This window comes from Streptomyces sp. NPDC047042, assembly GCF_040644035.1.
Lineage (GTDB): Bacteria > Actinomycetota > Actinomycetes > Streptomycetales > Streptomycetaceae > Streptomyces.
This window is the reverse complement of sequence record NZ_JBEYVP010000070.1, coordinates 1-24,668: the sequence shown is the minus strand read 5'-3', so window position 1 is coordinate 24,668 and position 24,668 is coordinate 1. Positions and strand designations below refer to the sequence as shown.

The 24,668-nt window shown below is 69.3% G+C and carries 23 protein-coding genes and 1 pseudogene; 13 read left to right on the top strand and 11 right to left on the bottom strand.

Translation table 11 applies throughout. From position 1 onward, the window contains the following. Positions 1 to 26: 26 nt before the first annotated feature. Together ABZ855_RS46110 and cobT are read right to left on the bottom strand one after the other, a co-directional pair. Positions 27 to 1,796, bottom strand: coding sequence for a phosphatidylglycerol lysyltransferase domain-containing protein (locus ABZ855_RS46110; protein ID WP_360819323.1), 1,770 nt, complete (start codon positions 1,794 to 1,796; stop codon positions 27 to 29). A gap of 62 nt (positions 1,797 to 1,858) precedes the next feature. Further along, positions 1,859 to 2,965 carry a nicotinate-nucleotide--dimethylbenzimidazole phosphoribosyltransferase gene (cobT, locus tag ABZ855_RS46105; protein ID WP_360819320.1) on the bottom strand — a complete coding sequence of 369 codons (1,107 nt, stop codon included), beginning with the start codon at positions 2,963 to 2,965 and terminating at the stop codon, positions 1,859 to 1,861. 133 nt (positions 2,966 to 3,098) lie between these two features. On the opposite strand from cobT, the gene ABZ855_RS46100 reads away from it, so the two are divergent. Continuing rightward, a complete protein-coding gene (locus ABZ855_RS46100; RefSeq protein WP_360819317.1) occupies positions 3,099 to 3,932 on the top strand; it encodes a class I SAM-dependent methyltransferase in 834 nt (277 codons plus the stop codon). A 130-nt stretch (positions 3,933 to 4,062) separates the two neighbouring features. On the opposite strand, the gene ABZ855_RS46095 is transcribed toward ABZ855_RS46100, so the two are convergent. Next, positions 4,063 to 5,262: a bifunctional adenosylcobinamide kinase/adenosylcobinamide-phosphate guanylyltransferase gene (locus ABZ855_RS46095; RefSeq protein WP_360819314.1), complete on the bottom strand. Its 1,200-nt coding sequence runs from the start codon at positions 5,260 to 5,262 to the stop codon at positions 4,063 to 4,065. A gap of 114 nt (positions 5,263 to 5,376) precedes the next feature. On the opposite strand from ABZ855_RS46095, the gene ABZ855_RS46090 reads away from it, so the two are divergent. Continuing rightward, positions 5,377 to 5,592 carry a hypothetical protein gene (locus ABZ855_RS46090; RefSeq protein WP_360819311.1) on the top strand — a complete coding sequence of 72 codons (216 nt, stop codon included), beginning with the start codon at positions 5,377 to 5,379 and terminating at the stop codon, positions 5,590 to 5,592. 106 nt (positions 5,593 to 5,698) lie between these two features. On the opposite strand, the gene ABZ855_RS46085 is transcribed toward ABZ855_RS46090, so the two are convergent. Together ABZ855_RS46085 and ABZ855_RS46080 are read right to left on the bottom strand one after the other, a co-directional pair. Continuing rightward, a complete protein-coding gene (locus ABZ855_RS46085) occupies positions 5,699 to 6,400 on the bottom strand; it encodes a methyltransferase domain-containing protein (RefSeq protein ID WP_360819308.1) in 702 nt (233 codons plus the stop codon). Between the two features lie 83 nt (positions 6,401 to 6,483). After that, on the bottom strand, positions 6,484 to 7,110 hold the full coding sequence (locus tag ABZ855_RS46080; RefSeq protein WP_360819305.1) for a DUF3043 domain-containing protein: 627 nt from the start codon (positions 7,108 to 7,110) through the stop codon (positions 6,484 to 6,486). Between the two features lie 230 nt (positions 7,111 to 7,340). Between ABZ855_RS46080 and ABZ855_RS46075 the strand changes: the two genes are divergently transcribed. From ABZ855_RS46075 to ABZ855_RS46055, 5 genes are all read left to right on the top strand, one after another. After that, positions 7,341 to 8,141, top strand: coding sequence for a PspA/IM30 family protein (locus tag ABZ855_RS46075; RefSeq protein ID WP_360819303.1), 801 nt, complete (start codon positions 7,341 to 7,343; stop codon positions 8,139 to 8,141). Positions 8,142 to 8,176: 35 nt separating this feature from the next. Beyond that, positions 8,177 to 8,455 carry a hypothetical protein gene (locus ABZ855_RS46070; protein WP_360819300.1) on the top strand — a complete coding sequence of 93 codons (279 nt, stop codon included), beginning with the start codon at positions 8,177 to 8,179 and terminating at the stop codon, positions 8,453 to 8,455. 112 nt (positions 8,456 to 8,567) lie between these two features. After that, positions 8,568 to 9,806 carry a histidine kinase gene (locus ABZ855_RS46065; protein ID WP_360819298.1) on the top strand — a complete coding sequence of 413 codons (1,239 nt, stop codon included), beginning with the start codon at positions 8,568 to 8,570 and terminating at the stop codon, positions 9,804 to 9,806. 73 nt (positions 9,807 to 9,879) lie between these two features. Beyond that, positions 9,880 to 10,563 (top strand): response regulator transcription factor, encoded by a 684-nt coding sequence (locus ABZ855_RS46060; protein ID WP_319213862.1) that lies wholly within the window; start codon positions 9,880 to 9,882, stop codon positions 10,561 to 10,563. Positions 10,564 to 10,731: 168 nt separating this feature from the next. After that, complete coding sequence (locus ABZ855_RS46055) at positions 10,732 to 13,845, top strand: efflux RND transporter permease subunit (protein ID WP_360819293.1); 3,114 nt, start codon at positions 10,732 to 10,734, stop codon at positions 13,843 to 13,845. A 67-nt stretch (positions 13,846 to 13,912) separates the two neighbouring features. Here the strand turns inward: ABZ855_RS46055 and ABZ855_RS46050 are convergent, their stop codons facing one another. Beyond that, complete coding sequence (locus tag ABZ855_RS46050) at positions 13,913 to 14,116, bottom strand: DUF397 domain-containing protein (RefSeq protein ID WP_360819290.1); 204 nt, start codon at positions 14,114 to 14,116, stop codon at positions 13,913 to 13,915. Next, on the bottom strand, positions 14,095 to 14,940 hold the full coding sequence (locus ABZ855_RS46045) for a helix-turn-helix transcriptional regulator (RefSeq protein WP_360819287.1): 846 nt from the start codon (positions 14,938 to 14,940) through the stop codon (positions 14,095 to 14,097). Before ABZ855_RS46045 ends, ABZ855_RS46050 begins: the two co-directional genes overlap by 22 nt. 133 nt (positions 14,941 to 15,073) lie before the next feature. Between ABZ855_RS46045 and ABZ855_RS46040 the strand changes: the two genes are divergently transcribed. Continuing rightward, entirely contained in the window at positions 15,074 to 15,370 is a 297-nt protein-coding gene (locus ABZ855_RS46040) for a hypothetical protein (protein ID WP_360819285.1), read from the top strand. Positions 15,371 to 15,841: 471 nt separating this feature from the next. Further along, positions 15,842 to 16,342, top strand: a complete 501-nt coding sequence (locus ABZ855_RS46035) for a hypothetical protein (RefSeq protein WP_360819281.1) — start codon at positions 15,842 to 15,844, stop codon at positions 16,340 to 16,342. Positions 16,343 to 16,648: 306 nt separating this feature from the next. Here the strand turns inward: ABZ855_RS46035 and nadA are convergent, their stop codons facing one another. Beyond that, positions 16,649 to 17,833, bottom strand: coding sequence for a quinolinate synthase NadA (gene nadA / locus ABZ855_RS46030; RefSeq protein WP_319213855.1), 1,185 nt, complete (start codon positions 17,831 to 17,833; stop codon positions 16,649 to 16,651). A 310-nt stretch (positions 17,834 to 18,143) separates the two neighbouring features. On the opposite strand from nadA, the gene erpA reads away from it, so the two are divergent. After that, on the top strand, positions 18,144 to 18,500 hold the full coding sequence (gene erpA / locus ABZ855_RS46025; RefSeq protein WP_030039301.1) for an iron-sulfur cluster insertion protein ErpA: 357 nt from the start codon (positions 18,144 to 18,146) through the stop codon (positions 18,498 to 18,500). A gap of 90 nt (positions 18,501 to 18,590) precedes the next feature. Here the strand turns inward: erpA and ABZ855_RS46020 are convergent, their stop codons facing one another. Together ABZ855_RS46020 and ABZ855_RS46015 are read right to left on the bottom strand one after the other, a co-directional pair. Further along, positions 18,591 to 20,231, bottom strand: coding sequence for a hypothetical protein (locus ABZ855_RS46020; RefSeq protein ID WP_360819276.1), 1,641 nt, complete (start codon positions 20,229 to 20,231; stop codon positions 18,591 to 18,593). Between the two features lie 148 nt (positions 20,232 to 20,379). Further along, positions 20,380 to 20,604 carry a hypothetical protein gene (locus ABZ855_RS46015; protein WP_319213853.1) on the bottom strand — a complete coding sequence of 75 codons (225 nt, stop codon included), beginning with the start codon at positions 20,602 to 20,604 and terminating at the stop codon, positions 20,380 to 20,382. Between the two features lie 134 nt (positions 20,605 to 20,738). Between ABZ855_RS46015 and ABZ855_RS46010 the strand changes: the two genes are divergently transcribed. After that, on the top strand, positions 20,739 to 21,713 hold the full coding sequence (locus ABZ855_RS46010; protein ID WP_360819273.1) for a carbohydrate kinase family protein: 975 nt from the start codon (positions 20,739 to 20,741) through the stop codon (positions 21,711 to 21,713). 64 nt (positions 21,714 to 21,777) lie between these two features. On the opposite strand, the gene ABZ855_RS46005 is transcribed toward ABZ855_RS46010, so the two are convergent. Beyond that, positions 21,778 to 23,154 carry an aminotransferase class V-fold PLP-dependent enzyme gene (locus ABZ855_RS46005; protein ID WP_360819270.1) on the bottom strand — a complete coding sequence of 459 codons (1,377 nt, stop codon included), beginning with the start codon at positions 23,152 to 23,154 and terminating at the stop codon, positions 21,778 to 21,780. Positions 23,155 to 23,470: 316 nt separating this feature from the next. Between ABZ855_RS46005 and coxB the strand changes: the two genes are divergently transcribed. Next, the gene (coxB, locus tag ABZ855_RS46000) at positions 23,471 to 24,463 is read left to right on the top strand and encodes a cytochrome c oxidase subunit II (RefSeq protein WP_319213850.1); all 993 of its coding nucleotides are present in this window, start codon (positions 23,471 to 23,473) and stop codon (positions 24,461 to 24,463) included. Next, positions 24,460 to 24,668, top strand: a pseudogene (locus ABZ855_RS45995) (cytochrome ubiquinol oxidase subunit I); the annotation flags it as partial. The gene coxB and the pseudogene ABZ855_RS45995, both read left to right, overlap by 4 nt.

The following is a 24,668-nucleotide window of genomic DNA, read 5'->3' as shown; positions in this document are numbered from 1 at the left end:
TCCCCGTGCTTCCGTACCTCTCGTGCTCATCTCTTCGACTCGAGGTGCCTGCGGTGCAGCCACTTCGGCAGTCCCGGCGCCTCCAGGAAGCCCTCCGCGCGTGCCGCGGCGACACCGATGCGCGGCAGGTCCGCGCTCTTCTCGAAGAGCAGGAACCGGGGCTCCCAGATGGGCCGGTACTTCGCGTTGGCGCGGTACAGCGACTCGATCTGCCACCAGCGGGAGAAGAAACTGAGCAGCGAGCGCCACAGCCTCAGTACCGGCCCCGCGCCGATGCGCCCGCCACGTTCGAAGACGGAACGGAACATCGCGAAGTTGAGTGAGACCTGAGTGATTCCGATCTCCTGGGCGCGCTGGAGAAGTTCGATCACCATGAACTCCATCAGCCCGTTGTCGGAGTCACGGTCGCGTCGCATGAGGTCGAGCGAGAGGCCGTGCGGCCCCCAGGGCACGAAGGAGAGCACCGCTCTCAACCGGCCTTCGCCGTCCGAGCACTCGAGCATCACGCACTGCCCGTCGCCCGGGTCGCCGAGCCGCCCGAGCGCCATGCTGAACCCGCGCTCGGTGGCGCCGTCCCGCCAGTCGTCGGCGCGCTGGAGGAGGTACGCCATCTCCTCGCCCGGGATGTCCGCGTGCCGTCGGATGCGCACGCTGTACCCGGCCCGCTTGACCCGGTTGTAGGCCTGCCGGACGGTTCGCATGGCCCGGCCCTCGAGCGTGAACTCGGCGGTCTCGACCAGCGCCTCGTCGCCGAGCTCCAGGGCGTCGAGGCCGTGCCGCGCGTACACCGTCCCGGCCTCCTCGCCCGCCCCCATCACAGCCGGGATCCAGCCATGGGCGCGGGCCTCGGCGAGCCACGGTTCGATGGCGCCGGGCCACGCCTCCGGGTCGCCGATCGGATCACCGGCCGCCAGGGACACCCCGCCCACGACGCGGTACGCGACGGCCGCCTTGCCGGTGGGCGACCACACGACGCTCTTCTCGCGGCGCAGGGCGAAGTAGCCGAGGGAGTCGCGGTCGCCGTTGCGGTCGAGCAGGGCGCGCAGCCTGGTCTCGTCGTCCTCGGTGAGCGGGTCGACGGCACGACGGGAGCGGAAGGCGGCGTAGAAGACGGCGAGGATCAGCAGCGTACTGATGACGTTGATGACGACATCGACCCAGTTGGGTGTGGAGATCCCCGCGAAGCCCGAGTCGTCGGCGGCGACGGAGATCAGCCGCATCGTGCCGTAGCTCCAGCGCTCCAGGAACGTCGAACGGTGGCTGTCGTCGGCCTGGTTGGCGACGGTGACCAGGAGCGCGGCGAACAGCGAGCAGACGAGCAGCCCGCCGACCGCGACGGCGGCGGCGAGCCGCGGGTTGGACCGGTCGCCCTTGGCGTAGAACTCCCGCCGGCCCACCACGAGCGCGGCGACGAAGGCGGCGGTCAGGACGAGGGAGATCCAGTTCTGGGCGTGCTGACGGATGTCCGCGAAGAACATGGCGAACGCGAACAGCAGCAGGAACAGCGTGCTGATCACGAAGTTCAGGATCCAGGCGGCCCGTTTGCGGCGCCGCATGGTGATCGCGAGGAACATCGTGAACACCCCGGAGGCGAAGCCGGCGGTCAGCAGATACGGGGTGAAGAAGTTCTCCTCGTTGTGCCGCCGCACGTCGTTCCCGAAGGAGACCCACACCGCGCTGAGGAGGTTGACGAAGGTGACGACCCGCAGATACCAGACGGCGAACGCGGAGGCTCGCCGCGAGGCGGGGGTACTGGGACGTCGCTGAACATTCGGCGTGAGCCGGGCATCTCCCATGGAGAGCGATCATATGGGGCATGTTGTGAGGCATGCCCCATGTGTCCGCTGTGCCCGTCCGGTCAGAGAGCCTCTGTCTCCTCGGGAGCCGTCTCCGGCTCCTTCTCCGGCTCCTTCTCCGCCTCCGGCACCTCCGGCAGCTCCGCCGCCAGGGCCGCCGCGGCCTGGACCAGAGGCAGGGCAAGGAGCGCCCCGGCGCCCTCGCCGACGGTCACCCCGTGGTCGAGCAGCGGCTCCAGTGCCATCCGGTCCAGCGCCTTCGCCTGGGCCGGCTCCCCGCTGTTGTGTCCGGCGAGCCACCAGTCTGGCGCCCGGAAGGCGACCCGCTGCGCGACCAGCGCACAGGCCGCCGACACCACGCCGTCCAGGATCACCGGCATCTTGCGCACCGCGCTCTGCAGCAGAAACCCGGTCATCGCGGCGAGGTCGGCGCCGCCCACCGTGGCCAGCAGCTGCAACTGGTCCCCGAGCACCGGCCGGGCCCGCCGCAGCGAGTCACGGATCGCGGCGCACTTGCGCATCCACGCCAGATCGTCGATCGGCAGCCCGCCCCGACCGGTGACGACGGACGCGTCCGTCCCGCAGAGCGCGGCCACCAGCACCGACGCGGCCGTGGTCCCGCCCACGCTCACATCACCGAGCACCACCAGATCCGTACCGGAGTCGGCCTCCTCGTCGGCCACGGCGACCCCGGCCAGGAAGGCGGCCTCCGCCTCCTCGGTGGTCAGCGCGTCCTCGATGTCGATCCGCCCGCTGCCGCGCCGGGTCCGGTGCCCCGCGACCGAGTCGGGCAGCGCGTCCGGGTCGCAGTCCAGGGCCATGTCGACGACCCGTACGGGCACCCCGAGCCGGCGGGCGAGCACGGCGACGGGGCTGGAGCCGTCCAGCACGGCCCGCACGGACTGCTCGGCGCTGCCGGCGGGGCGCGCCGACACACCCAGCCCGGCGATCCCGTGATCCCCCGCGAACAGCACGACACGCGGCCGCTCGACCGGCCGTACCGGCACGGAGGACTGCGCCGCCGCCAGCCACTCACCCAGGTCGTCGAGGCGCCCGAGCGACCCGGGCGGCACGATCTGGCGCTCCCGGCGCGCCTCCGCGTCGCGGCGGATCCCGCCGTCGGGGCGCTCGATCAGATCGGTGAAGTCGTCGAGATTAAGCGAGCTCATTCGCCGAACAGTACCGGCAGCCATCGAACACGGTGCCGTCACCTGGGAGCCATGTCATTGCGCCCGGGATCACGTTCCCCTACGTAACGTTTTGACACGCAATGTCGTAGCCCCTCCTCGGCAGGAGCCGCCCATGCCCGCCGCCCCCAAGACGACCGTCCCACAGGAGACCGGGACCGACGGGTTCCACGAACCGCGCCGCGACGACTGCCCCTGGTGCGGCTCCAGGCGGCTGCGCACCCGCCTGCGCGCACCGGACCTGCGACAGCGCGGGCGGCACGGCCAGGGCACCTTCGTCGTCGACGAGTGCCGCGACTGCGGCCACGCCTTCCAGAACCCCCGCCTCACCGCGGAGGCCCTCGCCTTCTACCACCGTGACCTGCCCGAGGCGGCCCCCCACCCGGTCCCGCCCCGCCGCCACCGTGCGGCGGCCCGCGCGATGCTCCCCTTCCCGGAACCGGAGAGCTGGCTCGACGTGGGGACGGGAGAGGGCGCCTTCCCGGCGGCGGCGAAGCGCTACTTCCCGTACACGGCCTTCGACGGCGTGGACACCACCCGCCATGTCCAGAAGGCCCGTGCCTCCGGCCATATCGAGGAGGCATACCGGGGCCGCCTCACCGACGAGGCGATCGTCAACCGGCTGCACGCCCGTTACGACGTCGTCAGCATGTTCCACCACCTGGAACACACCCCGGACCCCCGCGCGGAACTCCGCGCCGCCCTGCGGGCCCTGCGCCCCGGCGGCCACCTGCTCATCGAACTCTCGGACCCGCACCGCGCGTTCGGCACCCTGCTGGGCAAGTGGTGGCCCTGGTACGCCCAGCCCCGCCACCTCCACCTGATGCCGCCGGCCAACCTGGTGGCGGAACTGGAGTCCCAGCACTGCGAGATCGTCACGACGGACCGCCGCGCGTACCGAATCATCGCGAGGATGGGTTTTGCCGCGGAGCGGGGGGCCGGTTATTGAGCTGCGGCCCGGTGGGGGCTTGTCGCGCAGTTCCCCGCGCCCCTTGAAAGCCCGCCCAGCTGGGGCGTCTTCAGGGGCGCGGGGAACTGCGCGATCAGCCCCCACCGGCCCGCACCCGACAAACAACCCCTCACCCCCGCAACACAACCGCCTGCCCCGCCACCACCAACAACACCTGCTCACACTCCGCCCCGAACCCCGAGTTCAGCCGCCCCAACTCATCCCGGTACCGCCGCCCGGACGCAGTCGCCGGCACGATCCCCGACCCCACCTCGTTCGACACGGCCACCACGGTCCGCCGCGTCGAACGAACCGCCGCCGTCAACTCCCGTACCCGCCGCCGCAACTCCCGTTCCCCGCCCCCGGCCCACTCCGCGTCGTCCCACGCCCCCACCTGATCCATCGCATCCGTCAGCCACAGCGACAGACAGTCGATCAGCAGCGGCGCCCCCTCCTCCTTCAGCAGCGGTACGAGGTCGCACGTCTCGGCGGTACGCCACGACCCCGGCCGCCGTTCCCGGTGCGCGTGCACCCGCGCCGCCCACTCCCCGTCCCCGCCGCGCGTCCCGCCCGTGGCCACGTACAGCACGTCCGGGAACGCCTCCAGCCGCCGTTCCGCCTCCACCGACTTCCCGGACCGGGCGCCGCCCAGCACCAGCGTCCTGCGCGGCACATCCGGTACGTCCTCATAGACGCCGACCGTCAACGTCGTACCGTCCGGCACCGCCCGCGCGCCCGCCGCCGCGAGCCGGCGCCGCAACTCGGCGCCCGGGGGCACGTCATGGTCCAGGTGGACGGCGACGACATCCGTGGCCGGCCCCAGCGCCCCCACCGCCCGCAGCCGGGCCAGGGCGTCCGGGCGCCCGACGACGTCCGCGAGGACCATGTCGTACGCGGGACCGTTCTCGTCGAGCCCGGCCGGCGCCGCGCCCGGCGGCAGATACAGCAGCCGCTGCCCGTCGGGACCGGTCACCGCGTACCCCGTACCCGGCGCGTCCATCGGTACCGCGCGCACCCGGTGCCCGGTCAGCAGCGCCAACTCCCGCCCGTCCGGGACCCGTCCGGGCGGCGGGAGCTCCGCCGGCACCTCGACGGCCGGCCCGTCGTGCGGATGCGAGAGCAGCACCTGCCGTACGCCGCCCAGCGAATGCCCGGCGCGCGCCGCCGCGAGTACGGCGCCGGGGGTGAGGTCGAGCAGCAGCGTGCCGTCCACGAGCAGCGCGGTGGCCGCACGCGCGTGCACACCGAGCGCGCGGGCACAGGCCGCGCACGCGCAGTCGGGGCGGGGAAGACCCGCGGGGGCACCGGTACCGAGCAGAGTGAGTTCCACGAGGCTGATTTTCGCGTGTCCACGCAGGTCTTGCGCGTCCGGCTAGGCTCGGGGGCAGGAGCCGGATCAAGATCCGGCTCCTGGTCTGCAGCGGTTCATATCTTGGAGGCGTACATGGCGGCATGGACGTGGCGGTTCGAGAAGGCCGACGGGACGGAGGTCCAGCCCGCGGTGGAGCCCGAGGAGTTCACGACGCAGGGGGACGCCGAGTCCTGGATCGGCGAGTACTGGAAGGACCTCCTCGCAGGCGGCGCCGACCAGGTACACCTGTTCGAGGACACCACGAAGATCTACGGCCCCATGAGCCTGAAAGAAGCCCAGGAGGCGTAACGAAAAAGGCCGTTGTCGGCGCCCCTGAGGGGCGCCGACAACGGCCTTTTCAGGGGCGCGGGGAACTGCGCGACAAGCCCCCCGGCCCGCAGCCAACGAACACCGCTCAGCCCCGAACCCCGCACAAGTGCAACAACGCAGCCACCTGCCGGTAAGGATCCGTCCGCCCCGCCCGCTCCTCAACCGCCAACAACGCGTCCAGGTCAGAGGGAACATCCGCCTCATCGGACGCCGTGTCCGTAAACACCCGCACCCCGTACCACGCGTGCAACGGCGCCCCGATCCCCGCCAGCGTCCCGGTCAGCGCGGACAGCCGGTCCGCCCGCACTTCGAGACCGAGCCGGTTGACATAGGAGTCGGCGTCGAAGGCGCCCAGCGCCCCCGCCCAGTCCCCGGCAAGCCCCGCCCGCATCGCCAGCGCGTCGCCGTTGCGCACCAGCAGGGACAGCAGCCCGCCCGGAGCCAGCATCCGCGCCAGCCCCGCCAGCAGCGCGTCCGGCAGTTCGACGTACATCAGTACGCCATGGCAGAGCACCACATCGAAGCTGCCCGGCAGAAAGTGCACCCCGGTGTCACGGCCGTCGCTCTCGAGGAGCCGCACCCGGTCACGGATGCCCTCCGGCTCGGCGGCCAGCGCCTCCCGGGCCGCTCCGAGCATCGTCGGGTCCTTCTCGACACCGGTGACCTGATGGCCGGCCCGCGCCAGCCGCAACGCCTGCGTGCCCTGGCCCATACCGACGTCGAGCACCCGCAGCCGCTGCCCGACCGGGAAGCGCCCGGCTATCTGCTCGTCGAGCTGCCGGGCCACCAGCTCCTGCCGTACGACATTCCGCAGCCCGCCCAGCTTGTGCAGCCAGGCATCCGCCGCGCCCCCGGAGAACGACGTCGTGCTCAGGGCCGCTCTCCGCGCTTGACCTGCGGCTTCGGCAGCCGGAGTCGACGCATCTGGAGAGAGCGCATCAGCGCGTAGGCGACCGCGCCCTTCGTCCGCTCGTTCGGGTAGCGCGCGGCCAGCTGCTTCTTCAGGCGCAGCGCGATGAAGACCGAGTCGACGATGATCAGCACGATCACGAAGAGCCACAGCAGCAGCGCGATGCTCTGCAGCGCGCCCACCCGCACCATGCTCAGCACGAGGATGATCACGGCCATCGGCAGGAAGAACTCGGCGACGCTGAAGCGCGAGTCGATGAAGTCGCGCGCGAAACGGCGCACCGGGCCCTTGTCACGGGCGGGGAGGTAACGCTCGTCCCCGCTGGCGAGTGCCTGGCGCTGACGCTCCATCGCGGCGCGGCGCTCGTCGCGCTGCCGCTTGGCGCCCTCCTTGCGCGTCTTCGGCGTATTGGCCACGCTGCGCCGCTGGGACTGGGCCTCGCTCCGCTTCGGAGTGGGCCTGCCCTTCGGGGCCTGCGGGTCACGGATCTGCTTGGAGTCGGTCACCGGCGCCTTGTCGGCGGGGGCCTTCTCTTCGTTGGCACGGCTACGGAACACAAAACCCAAGGGTAAGGGGTATCGGGGCATGGACCCCAGCCCAGTGGGGAACGATCCGGCAACACCGGTCGTCTGAAAAGACAGGCAGTAGGGGGTCACCTACTCCCTACGCCGGAGTGGGACAGATCGCAGTCGTCCTTGGGGATGAGCGCATCGGGCCCGGAACAGTGCGGTAATAGAGGCAGGGCCCGTACTGTTGGTGTTGGCCCTGTTGCAGGTGCTGGAGCTGGAGTTCCGTCAGAAGGGGGCGCGCGAAGCCCATGAGCGGTGTCATGAAGCGTATGGGGATGATCTTCCGCGCGAAGGCGAACAAGGCCCTTGACCGGGCCGAGGACCCGCGCGAAACCCTCGACTACTCGTACCAGAAGCAGCTGGAGCTGCTCCAGAAGGTGCGCCGCGGTGTCGCCGACGTGGCGACCAGCCGCAAGCGCCTGGAGCTGCAGCTCGCCCAGCTGAACAAGCAGTCCTCCACCCTGGAGGACCAGGGCCGCAAGGCGCTCGCGCTGGGCCGCGAGGACCTGGCCCGCGAGGCGCTCTCGCGCCGGGCCGCCCTGCAGCAGCAGGTGACGGACCTGGAGACACAGCACCAGACCCTCCAGGGCGAGGAGGAGAAGCTCACCCTCGCGGCGCAGCGCCTCCAGGCCAAGGTCGACGCCTTCCGCACCAAGAAGGAGACGATCAAGGCGACGTACACCGCCGCCCAGGCGCAGACCCGGATCGGCGAGGCGTTCACCGGCATCTCCGAGGAGATGGGCGACGTGGGCCTGGCGATCCAGCGGGCCGAGGACAAGACGGCACAGCTCCAGGCACGCGCCGGCGCGATCGACGAACTGCTCGCCTCGGGCGCCCTCGACGACCCCACGGGCATGGCGAAGGACGACATCCAGGCCGAGCTGGACCGGCTCTCCGGTGGTACGGATGTGGAGCTGGAACTGCAGCGCATGAAGGCGGAGCTGGCCGGCGGCTCGTCGTCGGGACAGCAGGCCATCGAGGGCGGCAACGGCCGGCAGCAGTCCCCGTCGCAGCAGCCGACGGACACCCCGCGTTTCGACAAGCAGTAGTTCTCACGCAGTGGGCCACGCCTGAGGAGGGCGACATGATCGTACGGATCATGGGGGAGGGCCAGGTGAGGCTGGCGGACGGCCACCTCACCGAACTGAACAAGCTGGACGACGTACTCCTGGCGGAAATGGAGCTGGGCGACGGCCCCGGCTTCCGCCGCACTTTCCAAGCCCTCCTGGCAAAGGTCCGCGAACTGGGCGAACCGCTGCCCGACGACTCCCTGGAACCGTCGGACCTCATCCTCCCGACACCGGAGGCGACGCTGGAGCAGGTCCGTGAGCTGTTGGGCGACGACGGCTTGATCCCGGGGTGAGATGGTGCTCTTCAGCCCGTCCGGCGGTTGAGGACAAGGCCCGTTCAGGGCCGGAGCAGGGGTCTGGGGACGGCAGTCCCCAGCGACGCCCAGGTGAGCTACCTTGACAGACGTGACCCCGCTCCAACACGCCCGGAGCCACCTCAAAGCGCACCCCCTCGCACTGGACGTCGCCCTCGCCGCAGCCGTCCTCCTGTGCATGCTGGGCGCCTCCTTCGTCGACCCCCACGGGCAGGACCGCGGCGCCTGGACCGCCCGCACCCCCGACCCCCTCAGCCTGGTCCTCATGGTGCTCGGCGCCGCCGCGCTCGTCCTCCGCCGCCGCGCCCCCATGAAGGTGCTCGCGTTCACCGGCACCGCCTCCCTCGTCGAGTCGGTCACCGCCGACCCCCGTGCCCCGGTCGCGATGTCCGCGGTGATCGCCCTCTACACCGTCGCGTCGACCACCGACCGCACCACCAGCTGGCGCGTGGGCCTGCTCACGATGACCGTCCTCACCGGTTCCGCGATGCTGGCCGGCCCCCTGCCCTGGTACGCGCAGGAAAACCTCGGCATCTTCGCCTGGACCGGCATGGCCGCGACCGCCGGGGACGCCGTACGCAGCCGCCGCGCCTTCGTCGACGCCATAAGAGAGCGCGCCGAGCGGGCGGAGCGCACCCGCGAGGAGGAGGCGCGTCGCCGGGTCGCCGAGGAGCGGCTGCGCATCGCCCGTGACCTGCACGACGTGGTCGCCCACCACATCGCCCTCGTCAACGTCCAGGCCGGAGTCGCCGCGCACGTCATGGACAAGCGCCCCGACCAGGCCAAGGAGGCCCTCGCCCACGTACGGGAGGCCAGCCGCTCGGCGCTGAACGAGCTGCGCGCGACCGTCGGGCTGCTGCGCCAGTCCGGGGACCCGGAGGCGCCGACCGAGCCCGCGCCCGGTCTGCACCGGCTCGACGAGCTGGTCGGCACCTTCCACAACGCCGGACTCCGGGTCGAGGTCGCCCGCGCCGACCAGGACACCACCCTCCCGGCGGCCATCGACCTGGCCGCCTACCGGGTGATCCAGGAGGCCCTGACGAACGTACAGAAACACGCGGGACCGGAGGCGAAGGCCGAGGTCAGCGTCGTACGGGTGGGGCCGAACATCGAGATCACCGTCCTCGACAACGGCCCCGGGCAGAAGAACGCACCGGGAGAGGGCGGCGGGCACGGGCTGCTCGGCATGCGCGAGCGGGTCACCGCGGTGGGCGGCGGCTGCACCGCGGGTCCCCGATACGGAGGCGGCTTCCGGGTGCATGCGATCCTGCCCGTGCAGACCAGTTCGCGCGCCGCGGACACCACCGGCACCCCCGCCACCACCGCATGACCGCATGACCGCATGACCGCATGACCGCAGTCGTACGTATGCCGACTGTGCGCCGATCGAACGAGGACCGCCCATGACGATCCGTGTCCTGCTCGCCGACGACCAGGCGCTGCTGCGCAGCGCCTTCCGCGTGCTCGTGGACTCGGAGTCCGACATGGAGGTCGTCGGGGAGGCGTCCGACGGGGCGGAGGCGGTGCGCCTCGCACGGGAGCAGCGCGCCGACGTCGTCCTGATGGACATCCGGATGCCGGGCACCGACGGGCTGGCCGCGACCCGGCTGATCAGCGCGGATCCGGGGCTCGCACATGTACGGGTGGTGATGCTGACGACGTTCGAGGTCGACGAGTACGTGGTGCAGTCGCTGCGCGCGGGCGCGTCCGGGTTCCTCGGCAAGGGGTCCGAGCCCGAGGAACTGCTCAACGCCATCCGGGTCGCCGCCGGCGGCGAGGCACTTCTCTCCCCGGCCGCCACCAAGGGGCTGATCGCCCAGTTCCTCGCCCAGGGGGACGTATTGGACGACAGCCGCGACCCCGCCCGCGCCGAGCGGCTGGACGCGCTGACCGGACGGGAGCGCGAGGTGCTGGTGCAGGTGGCCGGCGGGCACTCCAACGACGAGATCGCGGAGCGGCTGGAGGTCAGCCCGCTGACGGTGAAGACGCACGTCAACCGGGCCATGGCCAAGCTGGGCGCGCGGGACAGGGCGCAGCTCGTCGTCATCGCGTACGAGTCGGGACTGGTACGTCCAAGGGTGGAGTGAGCTTCGCGGAGTGTACTGCGGCCGGAGTAGGGACCGGGTGAGCAAACGGGACCTGGGGGCTAGGAAACATGGGTCTCCCATGGCCCAGGGTGTAGGGGCGGGCGCTCACATGTGTGCCCCTTCCTCCGCTCAGGCCGCAGAAGAGACACAGAAGAGAGACGCTCACCCATGTCCTGGCTGTCCAGGTTCAGCCTCGCGCAACGGGCCCTGATAGGCCTGATGTCGATCGTCGCGATCGTCTTCGGAGCGATAGCGATACCGCAGCTCAAGCAACAGCTGCTGCCCACCATCGAGCTCCCGGTGGTGTCCGTCCTGGCGCCGTATCAGGGCGCGTCCCCCGACGTGGTCGAGAAGCAGGTCGTCGAGCCCATCGAGGACAACCTCGAAGGCGTCGACGGCATCACCGGGGTCACCTCCACCGCCAGCGAGGGCAACGCCCTGATCACGGCGTCCTTCGAGTACGGCAACGACACCAAGCAACTCGTCGCCGACGTTCAGCAGGCCGTCAACCGGGCGCGCGTGCTGCTCCCGGACGACGTGGACCCGCAGGTCGTCGCCGGTTCGACGGACGACATCCCCACCGTCGTCCTCGCCGTCACCTCCGACGAGGACCAGCAGGCCCTCGCCGACCGGCTCGACCACACGGTGGTCCCCGACCTGCGCGCCATCGACGGCGTCGGCCAGGTCACGGTCAACGGCGTACGGGACGTCCAGGTCACCGTCACCCCCGACGACAAGAAGCTGACGGCGGCGGGTCTGACCACCACCTCCCTCGCCCAGGCACTGCAGGCGGGCGGCGCGACCGTCCCGGCGGGCTCGTTCGACGAGGCCGGCACCAACCGCACGGTCCAGGTCGGCGGCGGCTACACCTCGGTGGAGCAGATCGCGGACCTGATGGTCACGGGCGCGCCCGGTTCCCCCGGTGCCACCACCAGGCCGGTGCGCCTGGCCGACGTGGCGACCGTCAAGCAGGAGTCCGCGAAGGCCGACTCGATCACGCGTACGGACGGCAAGCCGAGCCTCGCCGTCACCGTCACGATGGACAACGACGGCAGCGCGGTGTCGATCTCGAACGCGGTCGAGGACAAACTCGCCGACATGCGCAAGGACCTGGGGTCCGACGCCAGGATCACGGTGGTCAGCGACCAGGGCCCGGCGGTGGCGAAGTCCATCAAGGGCCTGACGACGGAGGGCGGCCTCGGTCTGCTCTTCGCGGTGATCGTCATCCTGGTCTTCCTGGCGTCGGTCCGCTCGACCCTCGTCACGGCGGTCTCGATCCCCCTCTCGGTCGTCCTCGCCCTGATCGTCCTGTGGACCAGGGACCTGTCCCTGAACATGCTGACGCTGGGCGCGCTGACGATCGCGATCGGCCGGGTCGTCGACGACTCGATCGTGGTCCTGGAGAACATCAAGCGGCACCTCGGCTACGGCGAGGAGCGCCAGGAGGCGATCCTCAAGGCCGTACGGGAGGTAGCGGGCGCGGTCACGTCCTCGACGCTCACCACGGTCGCCGTCTTCCTCCCCATCGGCCTGGTCGGCGGCATGGTCGGCCAGCTGTTCGGCGCGTTCAGCCTGACGGTGACGGCGGCCCTGCTGGCGTCGCTCCTGGTCTCCCTCACGGTCGTCCCGGTTCTCTCGTACTGGTTCCTGCGCGCCCCGAAGGACACCCCGGACGACGCCGACGAGGCCCGCAGGCTCGCGGAGGAGAAGGAGGCGAAGAGCAGGCTCCAGCGCGTGTACGTCCCTGTCCTGCGCTTCGCCACTCGCCGCCGGCTGACGAGCGTGGCCATCGCGGCGGTCGTCCTGATCGGCACCTTCGGCATGGCCCCGCTCCTGAAGACGAACTTCTTCGACCAGGGCGAGCAGGAAGTCCTCACCGTCAAGCAGCAGTTGAAGCCGGGCACGAGCCTGGCGGCCACGGACGTCCAGGCGAAGAAGGTCGAGCAACTGCTCGCGGACGTCAAGGGCGTCAAGGACTACCAGGTGACGATCGGCTCGTCCGGCTTCCTGGCGGCCTTCGGCGGCGGCACCGACACCAACCAGGCCTCCTACCAGGTCATGCTGGAGGACTCGGCGTCGGCGGACGACGTACAGGACAGCATCGAGGAAGGCCTCTCGAAGCTCTCCGGCATCGGTACGACGACGATCGCGGCCGGTGACGGCTTCGGCAGCCAGGACCTCAAGGTGGTCGTGAAGGCGGCCGACGGCGACGTCCTGCGCAAGGCGGCGGACCAAGTCCGTGACACGGTGGCGGGCCTGGACGACGTCACCGACGTCACCAGCAACCTGGCGCAGAGCGTGCCGCGCATCTCGGTACGGGCCAACTCCCAGGCGGCGGCGGCCGGTTACAACCAGCAGACGCTGGGTGCGGTGGTGGCCGAGGCGGTCAAGGGCACGACGGCGGCCAAGGCGACCCTGGACGACACCGAGCGCGACGTCGTCATCGAACCGGCGAAGCAGGCCGAGACCCTCGACGAGCTGAAGGCGCTGCGGCTGGGCGCGGTGAAGCTGGGCGACATCGCCGACGTGAAACTCGTCGACGGCCCGGTCTCCATGACCCGGATCGACGGCCAGCGCGCCGCGACGATCACGGCCCGCCCGACCGGCGACAACACGGGCGCGGTGAGCGCCGACCTCACCTCGAAGCTGGACGCCCTCAAGCTCCCCGAGGGCGCGACGGCGGAGATCGGCGGCGTCTCGTCGGACCAGGACTCCGCGTTCAAGAACCTGGCGCTGGCGATGCTGGCGGCGATCGCGATCGTCTTCATGCTCCTGGTGGCCACATTCCGTTCCCTCATCCAGCCCCTGATCCTCCTGGTGTCGATCCCGTTCGCGGCAACCGGCGCGATCGGCCTCCTGATCGCCACGGGCACCCCGATGGGCGTCCCGGCGATGATCGGGATGCTGATGCTGATCGGCATCGTGGTGACGAACGCGATCGTCCTGATCGACCTGATCAACCAGTACCGCAACCAGGGTCACGGAGTAGTGGAAGCGGTGATCGAAGGCGGCCGCCACCGCCTCCGCCCGATTTTGATGACGGCCCTGGCGACCATCTTCGCCCTCCTCCCGATGGCCCTGGGAGTCACGGGCGAGGGCGGCTTCATCGCGCAGCCACTGGCGGTGGTGGTCATCGGCGGCCTGATCACGTCAACCGCCCTGACCCTGCTCCTGGTCCCGACGCTGTACGCGATGGTGGAGCTGAGGAAGGAACGCAGGGCGAAGAAGAAGGCGGCGAAGCGCCAGCCGAAGCCGGAGGTACGGGAGCCGGCGAAGGTGTGACCGACTGAGGGGTGACGGGTACGGGCCGGGTCGCGTTACGCGACCCGGCCCGTCCTTTCGTTCTGTCTTACACCTTCAGGGAGTTGACGAAGGTGTCCCAAACGGCGGCTGGGACGAGGAGCACGGGGCCTCGGGGGTGGGGGTTCTTGCTGTCGCGGACGGGGACGACGCCGGGGAGGCCCTCGGCGATCTCGACGCATTCGCCCCCGTTGGAGTTGCTGTAACTGCTCCTGTGCCAGCGGGCGGAGCTCAACTCGGGGGTGTGTCGCATGACTTGTAGTCCTCCATAACCTTCCGGATCAACTCCGCCGATTCCGTCGGCGAGAGAGCGTTGGCACGCAGCAGTTCGTACTGTCGCCGCCACCTCTTCACCGCGCTCTGGTCCTCGTAAAGATGACCGGCCTCGATGCCCTCCTCGTACGCCACCACAGTGCCGTCTGAGAGCGTGAGCAGGGTCAGTGCCCCACCCAGCAACGAGTGCGAGCCCGCACTGAAGGGCATGACCTGAACCTTACTGTCCGGAGTATTCACCTGCTTGAGCAGCGAAGCCAGCTGTTCGTACATGCATTCCGCGCTCCCCATCGGTCGCCGGAGTACGGCCTCGTCAAGAATCGCCCACCGGTACGGCGGCGCGTCCGAATGCTGGCGCTCCTGCCGCGACATGCGTGCGGTGACGCGTTCCTCGATCCGGGCCTCGGAGAGGTCCTCCTGACAACCAAGAAATGCCCGCGCGTACGCCCTCGTCTGCAACAGACCGGGGATGGCCTGCGCCCCGTACTGCTCGATGACTTCGGCATGGCCCTCGAAGTCCATGTACCGGCGGTACTGGTCCGGATGGGCCTCCCGCTTGGCCAGTTGATACAGCCCGTGGAAGTGCTTGTCGGTGCCGAAGGCCGCGTCGAGCCGGGCTGGTAGGTCCGGGGGCGGCATTAGTTCCGCCGTCTCGATACGCGCGAGCGTGCTCTTGCTGGAGCTGAGGATCTCCGCCAACTGCACGAGCGACAGCCGCGCCGCCTCGCGATGGCGCCGCTGCTCCGCACCGAAGTAGTGGCGGGCGGAGTGGTACGGGGTCAGCTGCTGTGGCTTGAACGTCATCGGTCTCGCCCCTCGTTCCGTGTCTCTGGTTCCGATCGTCCCGATCTCAACGCTGGGACACGGATCCCCTGTTGGGCACGCATGCCACACGGTGACGATGTAGGCACAAACGGTAATCGAAGGGAGCCGCCTGATGATGCGCGACGGAATGGGTGCGCGGCTACGGCTGCTGCCGTGGACCACACCGGAGGGCGGCCCGTGCTACCTGAGCAGTTCCGACCCGAACAGCCGACTGTCGTGCCTGGCGGACGAGTTGGAGACGGAACTGCTCGACTCGGCGGAGTTCGTACTGGACCAGGCGAGGCCGCTGCTGGCCGGGGAGGGCGTGGGGGAGCGGGAGTTGAGGTTCACGGGGGTACGGCTCGCCGAGGCGTTGGGGGACGCGTTGCGGATCGCCGTCAGTCGGGGGGCGCGGCTGCCGGAGGGCTGAACATCTCCAAGGGGTAGAGGAGTTGCGTCAATACTGGGGTTGGAAATAGCTGGTAATCTTACTAACCCTTCGTTTTCGGTACCAGGTAGTGGGGTCGGCTTGACACCTCGTAAAGGAACCAGCTGGCGCGCCGCTCTCCTGCTGATGGCTATGTTGGCGACCGGAACTCTCGCCGGGTGCCAGGCTCTTGAAGAGGCTTCCGCTTCGGGCTGCGAGGGTACCGAGAGCCGGGTTGACGAGCTGAATGCATACGGCGAATCCGCGAAGGACCGGAATTCAGCTCCGGAGCCGGCTATCGCGTAGCCATCACCTCCACGGCCGACGGTTCCGCGACCAGTTGCTCGGACTGAGGCCGCTCCGCTGCCCAGGACGCACCGCCCAGGACGGCTCTGTCGCCCCTGTCCCGGCGGGAGCGTCAAGGCTCACGACAGTATTGGTGATTATCAGATGCCAAGCGTAAAGTACGGGCCATTGGAGTCCACGCCGGAATTCTTGCTCCTCGGAGTAGGTGGCGGTGAGTACACTCCAAGATTTTCTAGCGCTGGTATCTCGAGATCAGTTTCGCCGCTGATTCAGTGGGACTCGATTGATCAATTGGCTGTGGGTTTCGCCGTCACTCCTGTGCGTCGCTTTCTGGGCGGCGTGCTGTACCTTGCCGCCTCTGCCGGACTCGCTACAGGGTCCAGTCTGGCCGCCAAAGAATCTCGAATGTGGATCCATCTCAAGTCGGGACAAAGGCTTTCGTGGTGGTTTGATGTGGACTTCTCAAAGCGAAGTGGGATGTGGCATCAGAAGATCATCGAGGATCTGTTCGATATTCTCAGCGAGAGAATCAGACTCTCGCTACTTGGTCACCCAGACAAATGTGCATCGCTATTGAAAGGGCTTAGTGAAGTCCGGGCTTTCCCGCCGAGACGGCGCAAGCAACAAATCATCGCTCTTCTTGAGGGAATCGATCCAATCTCAGGGTGACTCCATTGCCATGCGTAACCGGCGGGGTCAACTGCAACTGAACAGGCGCACAGGCCCACCGGGTTCACACAGGCCCCTCGGCGCAGTCTCGTCGCGTTGGCGCGGCTACGCCCCGCCGTACAGCCGCTCCAGGTCTACGAGCACGACCTCACCGCGTTCCCGGAAAGGCTAGGGGATGCTGCGGTGGGGCGGTCGCGGCACAGTCACCTCGTTGATTCGTTCTTAGGGGCGTACATCTAAGATGTACATCTTAGATGTACGCCCCTAAGAACGAGACCGCATCCGAACAGACACGGGCGGCACCACCTACGGCAGCGCCAGCATCCGCTCAAGTGCCAGCTTCGCGAACTTCTCCGTCTCGCTGTCCACCTGTATGCGGTTCACCAGCTTGCCGTCGGCCAGGGACTCCAGGGTCCAGACCAGGTGGGGGAGGTCGATGCGGTTCATGGTCGAGCAGAAGCAGACCGTCTTGTCGAGGAAGACGATCTCCTTGCCCTCGGGCGCGAAACGGTTCGCCAGGCGGCGTACCAGGTTCAGCTCCGTGCCGATGGCCCACTTGGAGCCGGCCGGGGCCGCCTCCAGCGCCTTGATGATGTACTCCGTCGAGCCGACGTAGTCCGCCGCCTCCACCACCTCGTGCTTGCACTCCGGGTGGACCAGCACGTTCACGCCCGGGATGCGTTCGCGTACGTCGTTGACCGAGTCCAGCGAGAAGCGGCCGTGCACCGAGCAGTGGCCGCGCCACAGGATCATCTTCGCGTCGCGCAGCTGCTGCGCCGTCAGGCCGCCGTTCGGCTTGTGCGGGTTGTAGAGGACGCAGTCGTCGAGCGACATCCCCATGTCCCGTACCGCCGTGTTGCGGCCCAGGTGCTGGTCCGGCAGGAACAGGACCTTCTCACCTTGCTCGAAGGCCCACTCGAGGGCTCGCTCGGCGTTCGACGATGTGCAGATCGTGCCGCCGTGCTTGCCGGTGAACGCCTTGATGTCCGCCGAGGAGTTCATGTAGGACACGGGCACGACCTGGTCGGCCACCCCGGCCTCCGTCAGGACGTCCCAGCACTCGGCGACCTGCTCGGCCGTCGCCATGTCCGCCATCGAGCAGCCGGCGGCCAGGTCGGGCAGGACCACCTGCTGGGCGTCCGACGTCAGGATGTCCGCCGACTCCGCCATGAAGTGCACACCGCAGAACACGATGTACTCCGCCTCCGGACGCGCCGCCGCGTCCCGGGCCAGCTTGAAGGAGTCACCCGTGACGTCCGCGAACTGGATGACCTCGTCGCGCTGGTAGTGGTGGCCGAGGACGAAGACCTTGTCGCCGAGCCTCTCCTTTGCCGCACGGGCACGTGCCACCAGGTCCGGATCGGAGGGGGAGGGCAGGTCACCGGGACACTCCACGCCACGCTCGCTCCGCGGGTCGGCCTCGCGGCCGAGGAGCAGCAGGGCGAGGGGCGTGGGCTGTACGTCGAGATCCTGGGTCTGGGCGGTGGTCACGACACGCACCCTTTCTGTTCTACCGTTCAAGTCTTTTCGTCGAATTGACGCTATCTATCGTAACCCCTTCACGTCACTTTGACGAGGTTCATAGCGTCGATGTGACATGAATCCCGGAGCCCGACCGCGCCCTGATGGGAGCCTGTCCACAGGTCGCTGTTCGCCCTTCCGCGCGTGTGCGAGCATGGAGGAGAAGAGCGACGAAAAGACAGCGACGAAGAGACACAGACTCTCGGCCCGGAATGAATCCGCGGCCCCGCCGGTTGCAATCGTCGGCAAGCAGTCTCCGTACAACCCGGGAGAGATGTAGATGTCCGTATCGGACGAGACCAGCACCGTCACCGACGGCATCATCCTGTCCGACGCCGCCGCGGCGAAGGTCAAGGCCCTGCTCGACCAGGAAGGCCGCGAGGACCTCGCCCTGCGTGTCGCGGTTCAGCCCGGCGGTTGCTCGGGTCTGCGTTACCAGCTGTTCTTCGACGAGCGTTCGCTCGACGGTGACGTCGTCAAGGACTTCGACGGTGTGAAGGTGGTCACCGACCGCATGAGCGCCCCGTACCTCGGCGGCGCCTCGATCGACTTCGTCGACACCATCGAGAAGCAGGGCTTCACGATCGACAACCCGAACGCGACGGGCTCCTGCGCCTGCGGTGACTCGTTCAGCTAGGCCACACGCTCCAAAGGCCACCACGTGAAGGCGGCGCCCCCCTCCGACGGGGGCGCCGCCTTCACGCGTGTCCAGACCGACTGCTGCTCGCTATTTCTTGGCGAAATCGCCCTCGGGGATCGCCTGTCCGTCCGTCCCCACGACCTTCCGGTCGCCCAGCGGCTCGTCCAGCCGCACGGTCTCGTATCCCGCCTTCGCGATCATGATGCAGGCCTTGCCCTTCTCGCTCGTCGAGGTCACGGTCACCCTCACCTGCTCACCGTCCTTCACCGAGGCCGAGTACTTGCTGCAGGCCCCGGCCCAGAAGCCCACGGTCAGCTCCTTGCCGTCGCCGGAGACCGTGTAGCCCTCGATCCGCACGTCCTGCGTCAGCGTCCCGCCCGTCGGGGACGGCTCCGCGCTCGGCCCGGAACCCGCATCGGAACCGGCCAGATAGCGGGGGTCGATCGCCGGATACGTCACCGTGTAGGCCTCGGCGGCACCCTGCGGCCGTACCTCGAACAGCCACGACGGCACCAGCGCCGGCCGCCCGGACACGGTGTGCGAGGCCAGCCCGAACACCGCCTTGTCGACGGTGAGCGACTCCTTCGACTCCTTCTGCCGTGCCGTCCCCGTCGTGGTACCGCAGGGCGCCTCCAGGCGGTCCTTCAGCGGTACGGGACTCGCGCAGCCCCCGATGCCCATACGGTGCTCAGGGCTCGCCGCCGCACCGGGCTCGTTGAGCAGGGCCAGCGTGGCTTTGGCGCCGAGCACCGGGTACGTGTCGCCCTTCACCGGAGTCGTCAACTGGCCGCTGCCGGCCACCACTTCGCCCTGCGCGCTGATCTGGAGACCGGTCGGCCAGCCGTACGTGGGCAGACCGCCGACCACCGGATCCGCGTTCATCATCCGCCGCGTGTCCACGACCTTGCTCGCGTCCAGCTTCGCGTCGTCCTGGCCGACCGCCTTCAGGATCGGCGCCGCCGCCTTCTTCGCCACCGCCTCGCTCACCGGATCGACGGTCTGCCCGGCGGCGGCGCCCGAGCCCTGCGCGCACATGGTCGTGCTCTTGCAGTTGTCGGAGCCGCCGACCAGATACCGGCTGAAGGACCAGGTCCCCGGCGCCTGCCTGCTCACTCGCAGGATCGGACCCGTCCCGTCCTTCGCGGCGCCGACCAGCCAGCCGTCGGCCTCCGTGACCGGTTTCCCCTCGATGCCGAGCGCGTCGGCCAGCCGGGTCACCTCGGCGGCCTTGACCTCGTCCTTCGCCACCGAGTACACCGGCGCCGAGGCGGGCCCCGCCGGCAGCTTGGCGTCCGCCCGGTAAGTCACCCCGTTCGGGTCGGGCTCGCCGGGCGCGATGCCGTTCGAACCGCTCGGGTCCCCCGTACCGCCCTTGGGGTAGCCGTCCAGGGCCAGCGGCGGGGGAGAGGTGCCGTCGCCGCCCGGCGCGGACGTGTCCGTACGGTCGTCGCCGTTCGAGCCGCTCGTGACGCTGGTGGCGAGATACGCCCCGCCGCCCCCGACAAGCAGGACCGCTGCGGCGACCGAGGCGACGAGCACCGGGGAGCGGCGCCGGGACGGGGGCTCCGCGCCGCTCTCCTCCGACGCGGACTCGGTGATGTCGTCCGCGCCGCCCGCGCCGTCAGTGCCGTCCGGGCCGGCGGCCTCGGCGGCCGGCTTCTCGTCGGCGACGGCGTCGTCCTGATCAGGGTCGTGCTCGGGCTCGTGATCGGGTCGCTCGGTGTTCACCGCATCGCTCCTTCGGCTCCCGGCTGTCCCGGCTGTCCCGACCGGTCGTACAGCGCGTCCTCTTTACGGGGGACAGCGATGGGACGCAGCGGGGGAGCGCACGGTTCCCGCCGAGCGCTGGTCGGCGGGGTCCGGGAGCCGCCGCCCGTCAGTCGCCGTAGTACGGCATCGCGTCCACCAGCCGCGCCGAGGAGAGCGGAACGGTCACCCCGTGGATACGGGACGGGGACACGGGCAGGGTGATGATCCTGTCCGGGGCGGCCCAGTGCGGCGCCATCCGGGCGCAGTCGCCGCGCAGCGAGGCCAGATCACCTTCGAGGTCGGAGTGCACCTGCTGGACCTGAAGAGCCTGGTGGACCTTGAAGTTCGTCATAACGGAACCGTATGCACCGGATACCCGGCCGAGAAAGATCTACTATCGGGTAGTTTTGCCGCTACAGCGGGCACGCGCGGACCGGGTAGCGTGAACTGTCAACCCGCCTCCCCTCGCAGGAGAGTGTCCTCGCCGTGCGTATCGCAGTCACCGGCTCCATCGCCACCGACCACCTCATGACCTTCCCCGGCCGTTTCGCCGACCAGCTCGTAGCGGACCAGTTGCACACGGTCTCGCTCTCCTTCCTGGTCGACAACCTCGACGTACGCCGGGGCGGCGTGGGCGCGAACATCGCCTTCGGCATGGGCCAGCTCGGCACCAGGCCGATCCTGGTCGGGGCCGCCGGCGCCGACTTCGACGAGTACCGCGCCTGGCTGGACCGCCACGGCGTGGACACAGAGTCGGTGCGCATCTCCGAGACGCTGCACACCGCCCGTTTCGTGTGCACCACCGACGCCGACCACAACCAGATCGGCTCCTTCTACACCGGCGCCATGAGCGAGGCCCGGCTCATCGAGCTGAAGACCGTCGCCGACCGGGTCGGCGGCCTCGACCTGGTCTCGATCGGCGCGGACGACCCGGAGGCGATGCTCCGCCACACCGAGGAGTGCCGCACCCGGTCCATCCCGTTCGCCGCCGACTTCTCCCAGCAGATCGCCCGCATGGGCGGCGACGACATCAAGGTCCTGCTGGACGGCGCCGCGTACCTCTTCTCGAACGAGTACGAGAAGGGCCTCATCGAGTCGAAGACCGGCTGGTCCGACGCGGAGATCCTCGCCAAGGTCGGTACCCGGGTCACGACCCTCGGCTCCCGGGGCGTACGCATCGAGCGCGTCGGCGAGGAGAGCATCGAGGTCGGCTGCCCGGACGAGGAGGCCAAGGTCGAGCCCACGGGGGTCGGCGACGCGTTCCGTGCGGGGTTCCTGTCGGGGCTGGCGTGGGGGGTTTCGCTGGAGCGGGCGGCGCAGGTGGGCTGCATGCTGGCGACTCTCGTCATCGAGACGGTGGGTACGCAGGAGTACCAGTTGCGGCGGGTCAATTTCCTGGAGCGCTTCCGTAAGGCTTATGGGGATGAGGCTGCGGGCGAGGTTCAGGGGCATCTGGGCTGATTCGTTGTCTGCGGGTGCGTGGGGGCTGTTCGCGCAGTTCCCCGCGCCCCTAAAGGCAGGTCTCTCAGCTTGACCGGCGGATCAGGTAGGCCGTTCCTTTTTCTGCCTGCTCCTCGCCTACGTACTCCTGTTCCCGCATCTCGCACCACGCCGGAATGTCCAGGCGGGCCGCCTCGTCGTCCGACAGGACGCGGATCGTGGCGCCCACCGGGACGTCGCCGATGACCTTCGCGAGTTCGATCACCGGGATCGGGCACCGCTTGCCCAGGGCGTCCACGACGAGCGCGCCCTCCTCCCGTACCGTCACCGGAGCCGGCGCGCCCAGCTTCTCCCGTACGGCCGCGACCGTGTCCGGCAGGACGGAGAGGAAGCGCTCGACCTCCTCCGCCGCGGTCCCGGTCGGCAGTGACACCCGCACATTGCCCTCGCTCAGCACGCCCATCGCGCGCAGCACATGGCTCGGCGTCAACGTGCTGCTCGTGCAGGACGACCCGGAGGAGACGGAGAAACCGGCGCGGTCCAGCTCGTGCAGCAATGTCTCCCCGTCGACATAGAGACAGGAGAAGGTGACGACACCGGGCAGCCGCCGCACCGGATCGCCGACCACCTCCACGTCGGGGACCAGCTGCGGCACCCGCGCCCGGATCCGCTCCGTCAGCTCCCGCAGCCGTACCGCCTCCTGGGCCGCCTCGGCCCGTACCGCCCGCAACGAGGCCGCCGCCGCGACGATCGCCGGGAGGTTCTCGAACCCGGCCGCCCGCCCCGACTCCCGCTCGTCCACGGGCCCTTGAACCGCGAACCGCACCCCTTTACGGACGGCGAGCAGCCCGACCCCGGAAGGCCCGCCCCATTTGTGGGCACTGGCGGTGAGCAGTGACCAGGGCCCGGTCACCGCCCCCCACCCCAACGACTGCGCCGCGTCCACCAGCAACGGCACCCCGGCCTCCCGGCACACCTCGGCCACCTCCGCGACCGGCTGCTCGGTCCCCACCTCGTGGTTGGCCGACTGAAGACAGGCCAGCGCCGTGTCGGCCCGTACGGCGGCCTCGTACGCCTCGACGGCCACCGTGCCGGCGCGGTCCACGGCCACGGTCGTCACCGCGCCGCCCGTCGCCTCCCAGTCCTCAGCCGAATGGAGCACCGAAGAGTGTTCGACCGCCGACACGATCAGGTGACGCCCGACGCGCCGCCGCCCAGCGAGAGCCCCCGCCATCCCGATGTGCACGGCCCGTGTACCGGATGAGGTGAAGGTCAGCTCATCAACCCGACACCCCACCGCCTCGGCCGCAGCCTCCCGAGCCGCGTCCAACAGAAGACGAGCCCGCCGTCCTTCCCTGTACAAACGTGCGGGATCCGCCCACCCCTCATCGAGCGAAGCGAGCAGAGCCTGCCGGGCAACAGGGTGAAGGGGCGCGGAGGAGGCGGCATCAAAGTAGGACACACCCCAACGCTAAGTCCTCAACAGAGGGGATGGAGTCCTGCTTAGGGGCGCGGGGAACTGCGCGATCAACCACAAAGCGCCCGCACCCGCCGTACAACCGAAACCCCCACCCCATTGGGCGCCCGACCCCCCGTCAGACCCCGTCGGGGTGACCCCCGGCGCGTTGGGGACCCTCCCCGCGCGACCCCAAAATGCGTCCAGTAGGGTTTGGTCCGCATAAACATCCAAACCCCTGCCCGACGCAGGGCGGCGACCGACCACCCAGAAGTCAGGCCGCAGCCAACCCGCGCGGGCGAGACTCTCGGGAAGGCGCTACGTGAGTCCCAACGGCTCCGACCTCCCCCACGCCCTGGGGGGCGCGGGCGGTACCCCCACGCCGCGGCGCCCGTTGCGGCGGAAGCTGCTGCAGGCATTGACTGCGGGCCTGGTCCTGGCGACCGCGACCGGTTGCACATACAAGGACTTCCCCCGCCTTGGTATGCCCACCCCGACCACGGAAGAGGCTCCCCGGATCCTCTCCCTGTGGCAGGGATCCTGGGCAGCCGCGCTCGCCACCGGCGTGCTGGTCTGGGGCCTGATCCTGTGGAGCGCCATGTTCCACCGGCGCAGCCGCACCAAGGTCGAAGTACCACCGCAGACCCGGTACAACATGCCCATCGAGGCGCTGTACACCGTGGTTCCGCTGATCATCGTCTCGGTGCTCTTCTACTTCACGGCACGTGACGAGTCGAAGCTCCTCGACACCTCCAAGAAGCCCGACCTGACGGTCAACGTCGTGGGCTTCCAGTGGAGCTGGGGCTTCAACTACATCGAGAACGTCCCGGGTTCCACCGGAAACGCGAACACCGACGAGAACCTGGCGGCCATTCCGGACCGGTTCAAGAAGGACTTCCCCGCCAACGCCGGCGGTGTCTACGACGTCGGTACGCCCGGTACGAGGAACCCGCAGACCGGCAACCCCGGTCCGACCCTCTGGCTGCCCAAGGGCAAGACGGTCCGCTTCGTCCTCACCTCACGTGACGTCATCCACTCCTTCTGGGTGGTTCCGTTCCTGATGAAGCAGGACGTCATCCCCGGTCACACCAACGCCTTCCAGGTGACCCCCAACAAGGAGGGCACCTTCCTGGGCAAGTGTGCGGAGCTCTGCGGCGTCGACCACTCCCGGATGCTGTTCAACGTGAAGGTCGTCTCCCCCGAGCGCTACGAGCAGCACCTCAAGGACCTCGTGAAGAAGGGGCAGACCGGTTACATTCCCGCCGGCATCGCGCAGACGAGCCACGAGAAGAACCGGGAGACGACAAACCTGTGAGCATCACCAACGAACCCCAGGGTGCCGCCGCAGCTGAGGACTCGTACGAGAACGAGCTGCCGGTACGGCGCAAGCAGCCCGGCAACGTGGTCGTGAAGTGGTTGACGACCACGGACCACAAGACGATCGGCACGCTGTATCTGGTGACGTCGTTCGCGTTCTTCTGCATCGGTGGCGTGATGGCGCTGTTCATGCGCGCCGAGCT

Excerpts from the sequence above, each read along its gene's own strand:
- ABZ855_RS46110 (WP_360819323.1), bottom strand. The coding sequence starts at position 1,796 with ATGGGAGATGCCCGGCTCACGCCGAATGTTCAGCGACGTCCCAGTACC.
- cobT (WP_360819320.1), bottom strand. The coding sequence starts at position 2,965 with ATGAGCTCGCTTAATCTCGACGACTTCACCGATCTGATCGAGCGCCCC.
- ABZ855_RS46100 (WP_360819317.1), top strand. The coding sequence starts at position 3,099 with ATGCCCGCCGCCCCCAAGACGACCGTCCCACAGGAGACCGGGACCGAC.
- ABZ855_RS46090 (WP_360819311.1), top strand. The coding sequence starts at position 5,377 with ATGGCGGCATGGACGTGGCGGTTCGAGAAGGCCGACGGGACGGAGGTC.
- ABZ855_RS46080 (WP_360819305.1), bottom strand. The coding sequence starts at position 7,110 with ATGCCCCGATACCCCTTACCCTTGGGTTTTGTGTTCCGTAGCCGTGCC.
- ABZ855_RS46075 (WP_360819303.1), top strand. The coding sequence starts at position 7,341 with ATGAGCGGTGTCATGAAGCGTATGGGGATGATCTTCCGCGCGAAGGCG.
- ABZ855_RS46070 (WP_360819300.1), top strand. The coding sequence starts at position 8,177 with ATGATCGTACGGATCATGGGGGAGGGCCAGGTGAGGCTGGCGGACGGC.
- ABZ855_RS46060 (WP_319213862.1), top strand. The coding sequence starts at position 9,880 with ATGACGATCCGTGTCCTGCTCGCCGACGACCAGGCGCTGCTGCGCAGC.
- ABZ855_RS46055 (WP_360819293.1), top strand. The coding sequence starts at position 10,732 with ATGTCCTGGCTGTCCAGGTTCAGCCTCGCGCAACGGGCCCTGATAGGC.
- ABZ855_RS46050 (WP_360819290.1), bottom strand. The coding sequence starts at position 14,116 with ATGCGACACACCCCCGAGTTGAGCTCCGCCCGCTGGCACAGGAGCAGT.
- ABZ855_RS46045 (WP_360819287.1), bottom strand. The coding sequence starts at position 14,940 with ATGACGTTCAAGCCACAGCAGCTGACCCCGTACCACTCCGCCCGCCAC.
- ABZ855_RS46040 (WP_360819285.1), top strand. The coding sequence starts at position 15,074 with ATGATGCGCGACGGAATGGGTGCGCGGCTACGGCTGCTGCCGTGGACC.
- erpA (WP_030039301.1), top strand. The coding sequence starts at position 18,144 with ATGTCCGTATCGGACGAGACCAGCACCGTCACCGACGGCATCATCCTG.
- ABZ855_RS46015 (WP_319213853.1), bottom strand. The coding sequence starts at position 20,604 with ATGACGAACTTCAAGGTCCACCAGGCTCTTCAGGTCCAGCAGGTGCAC.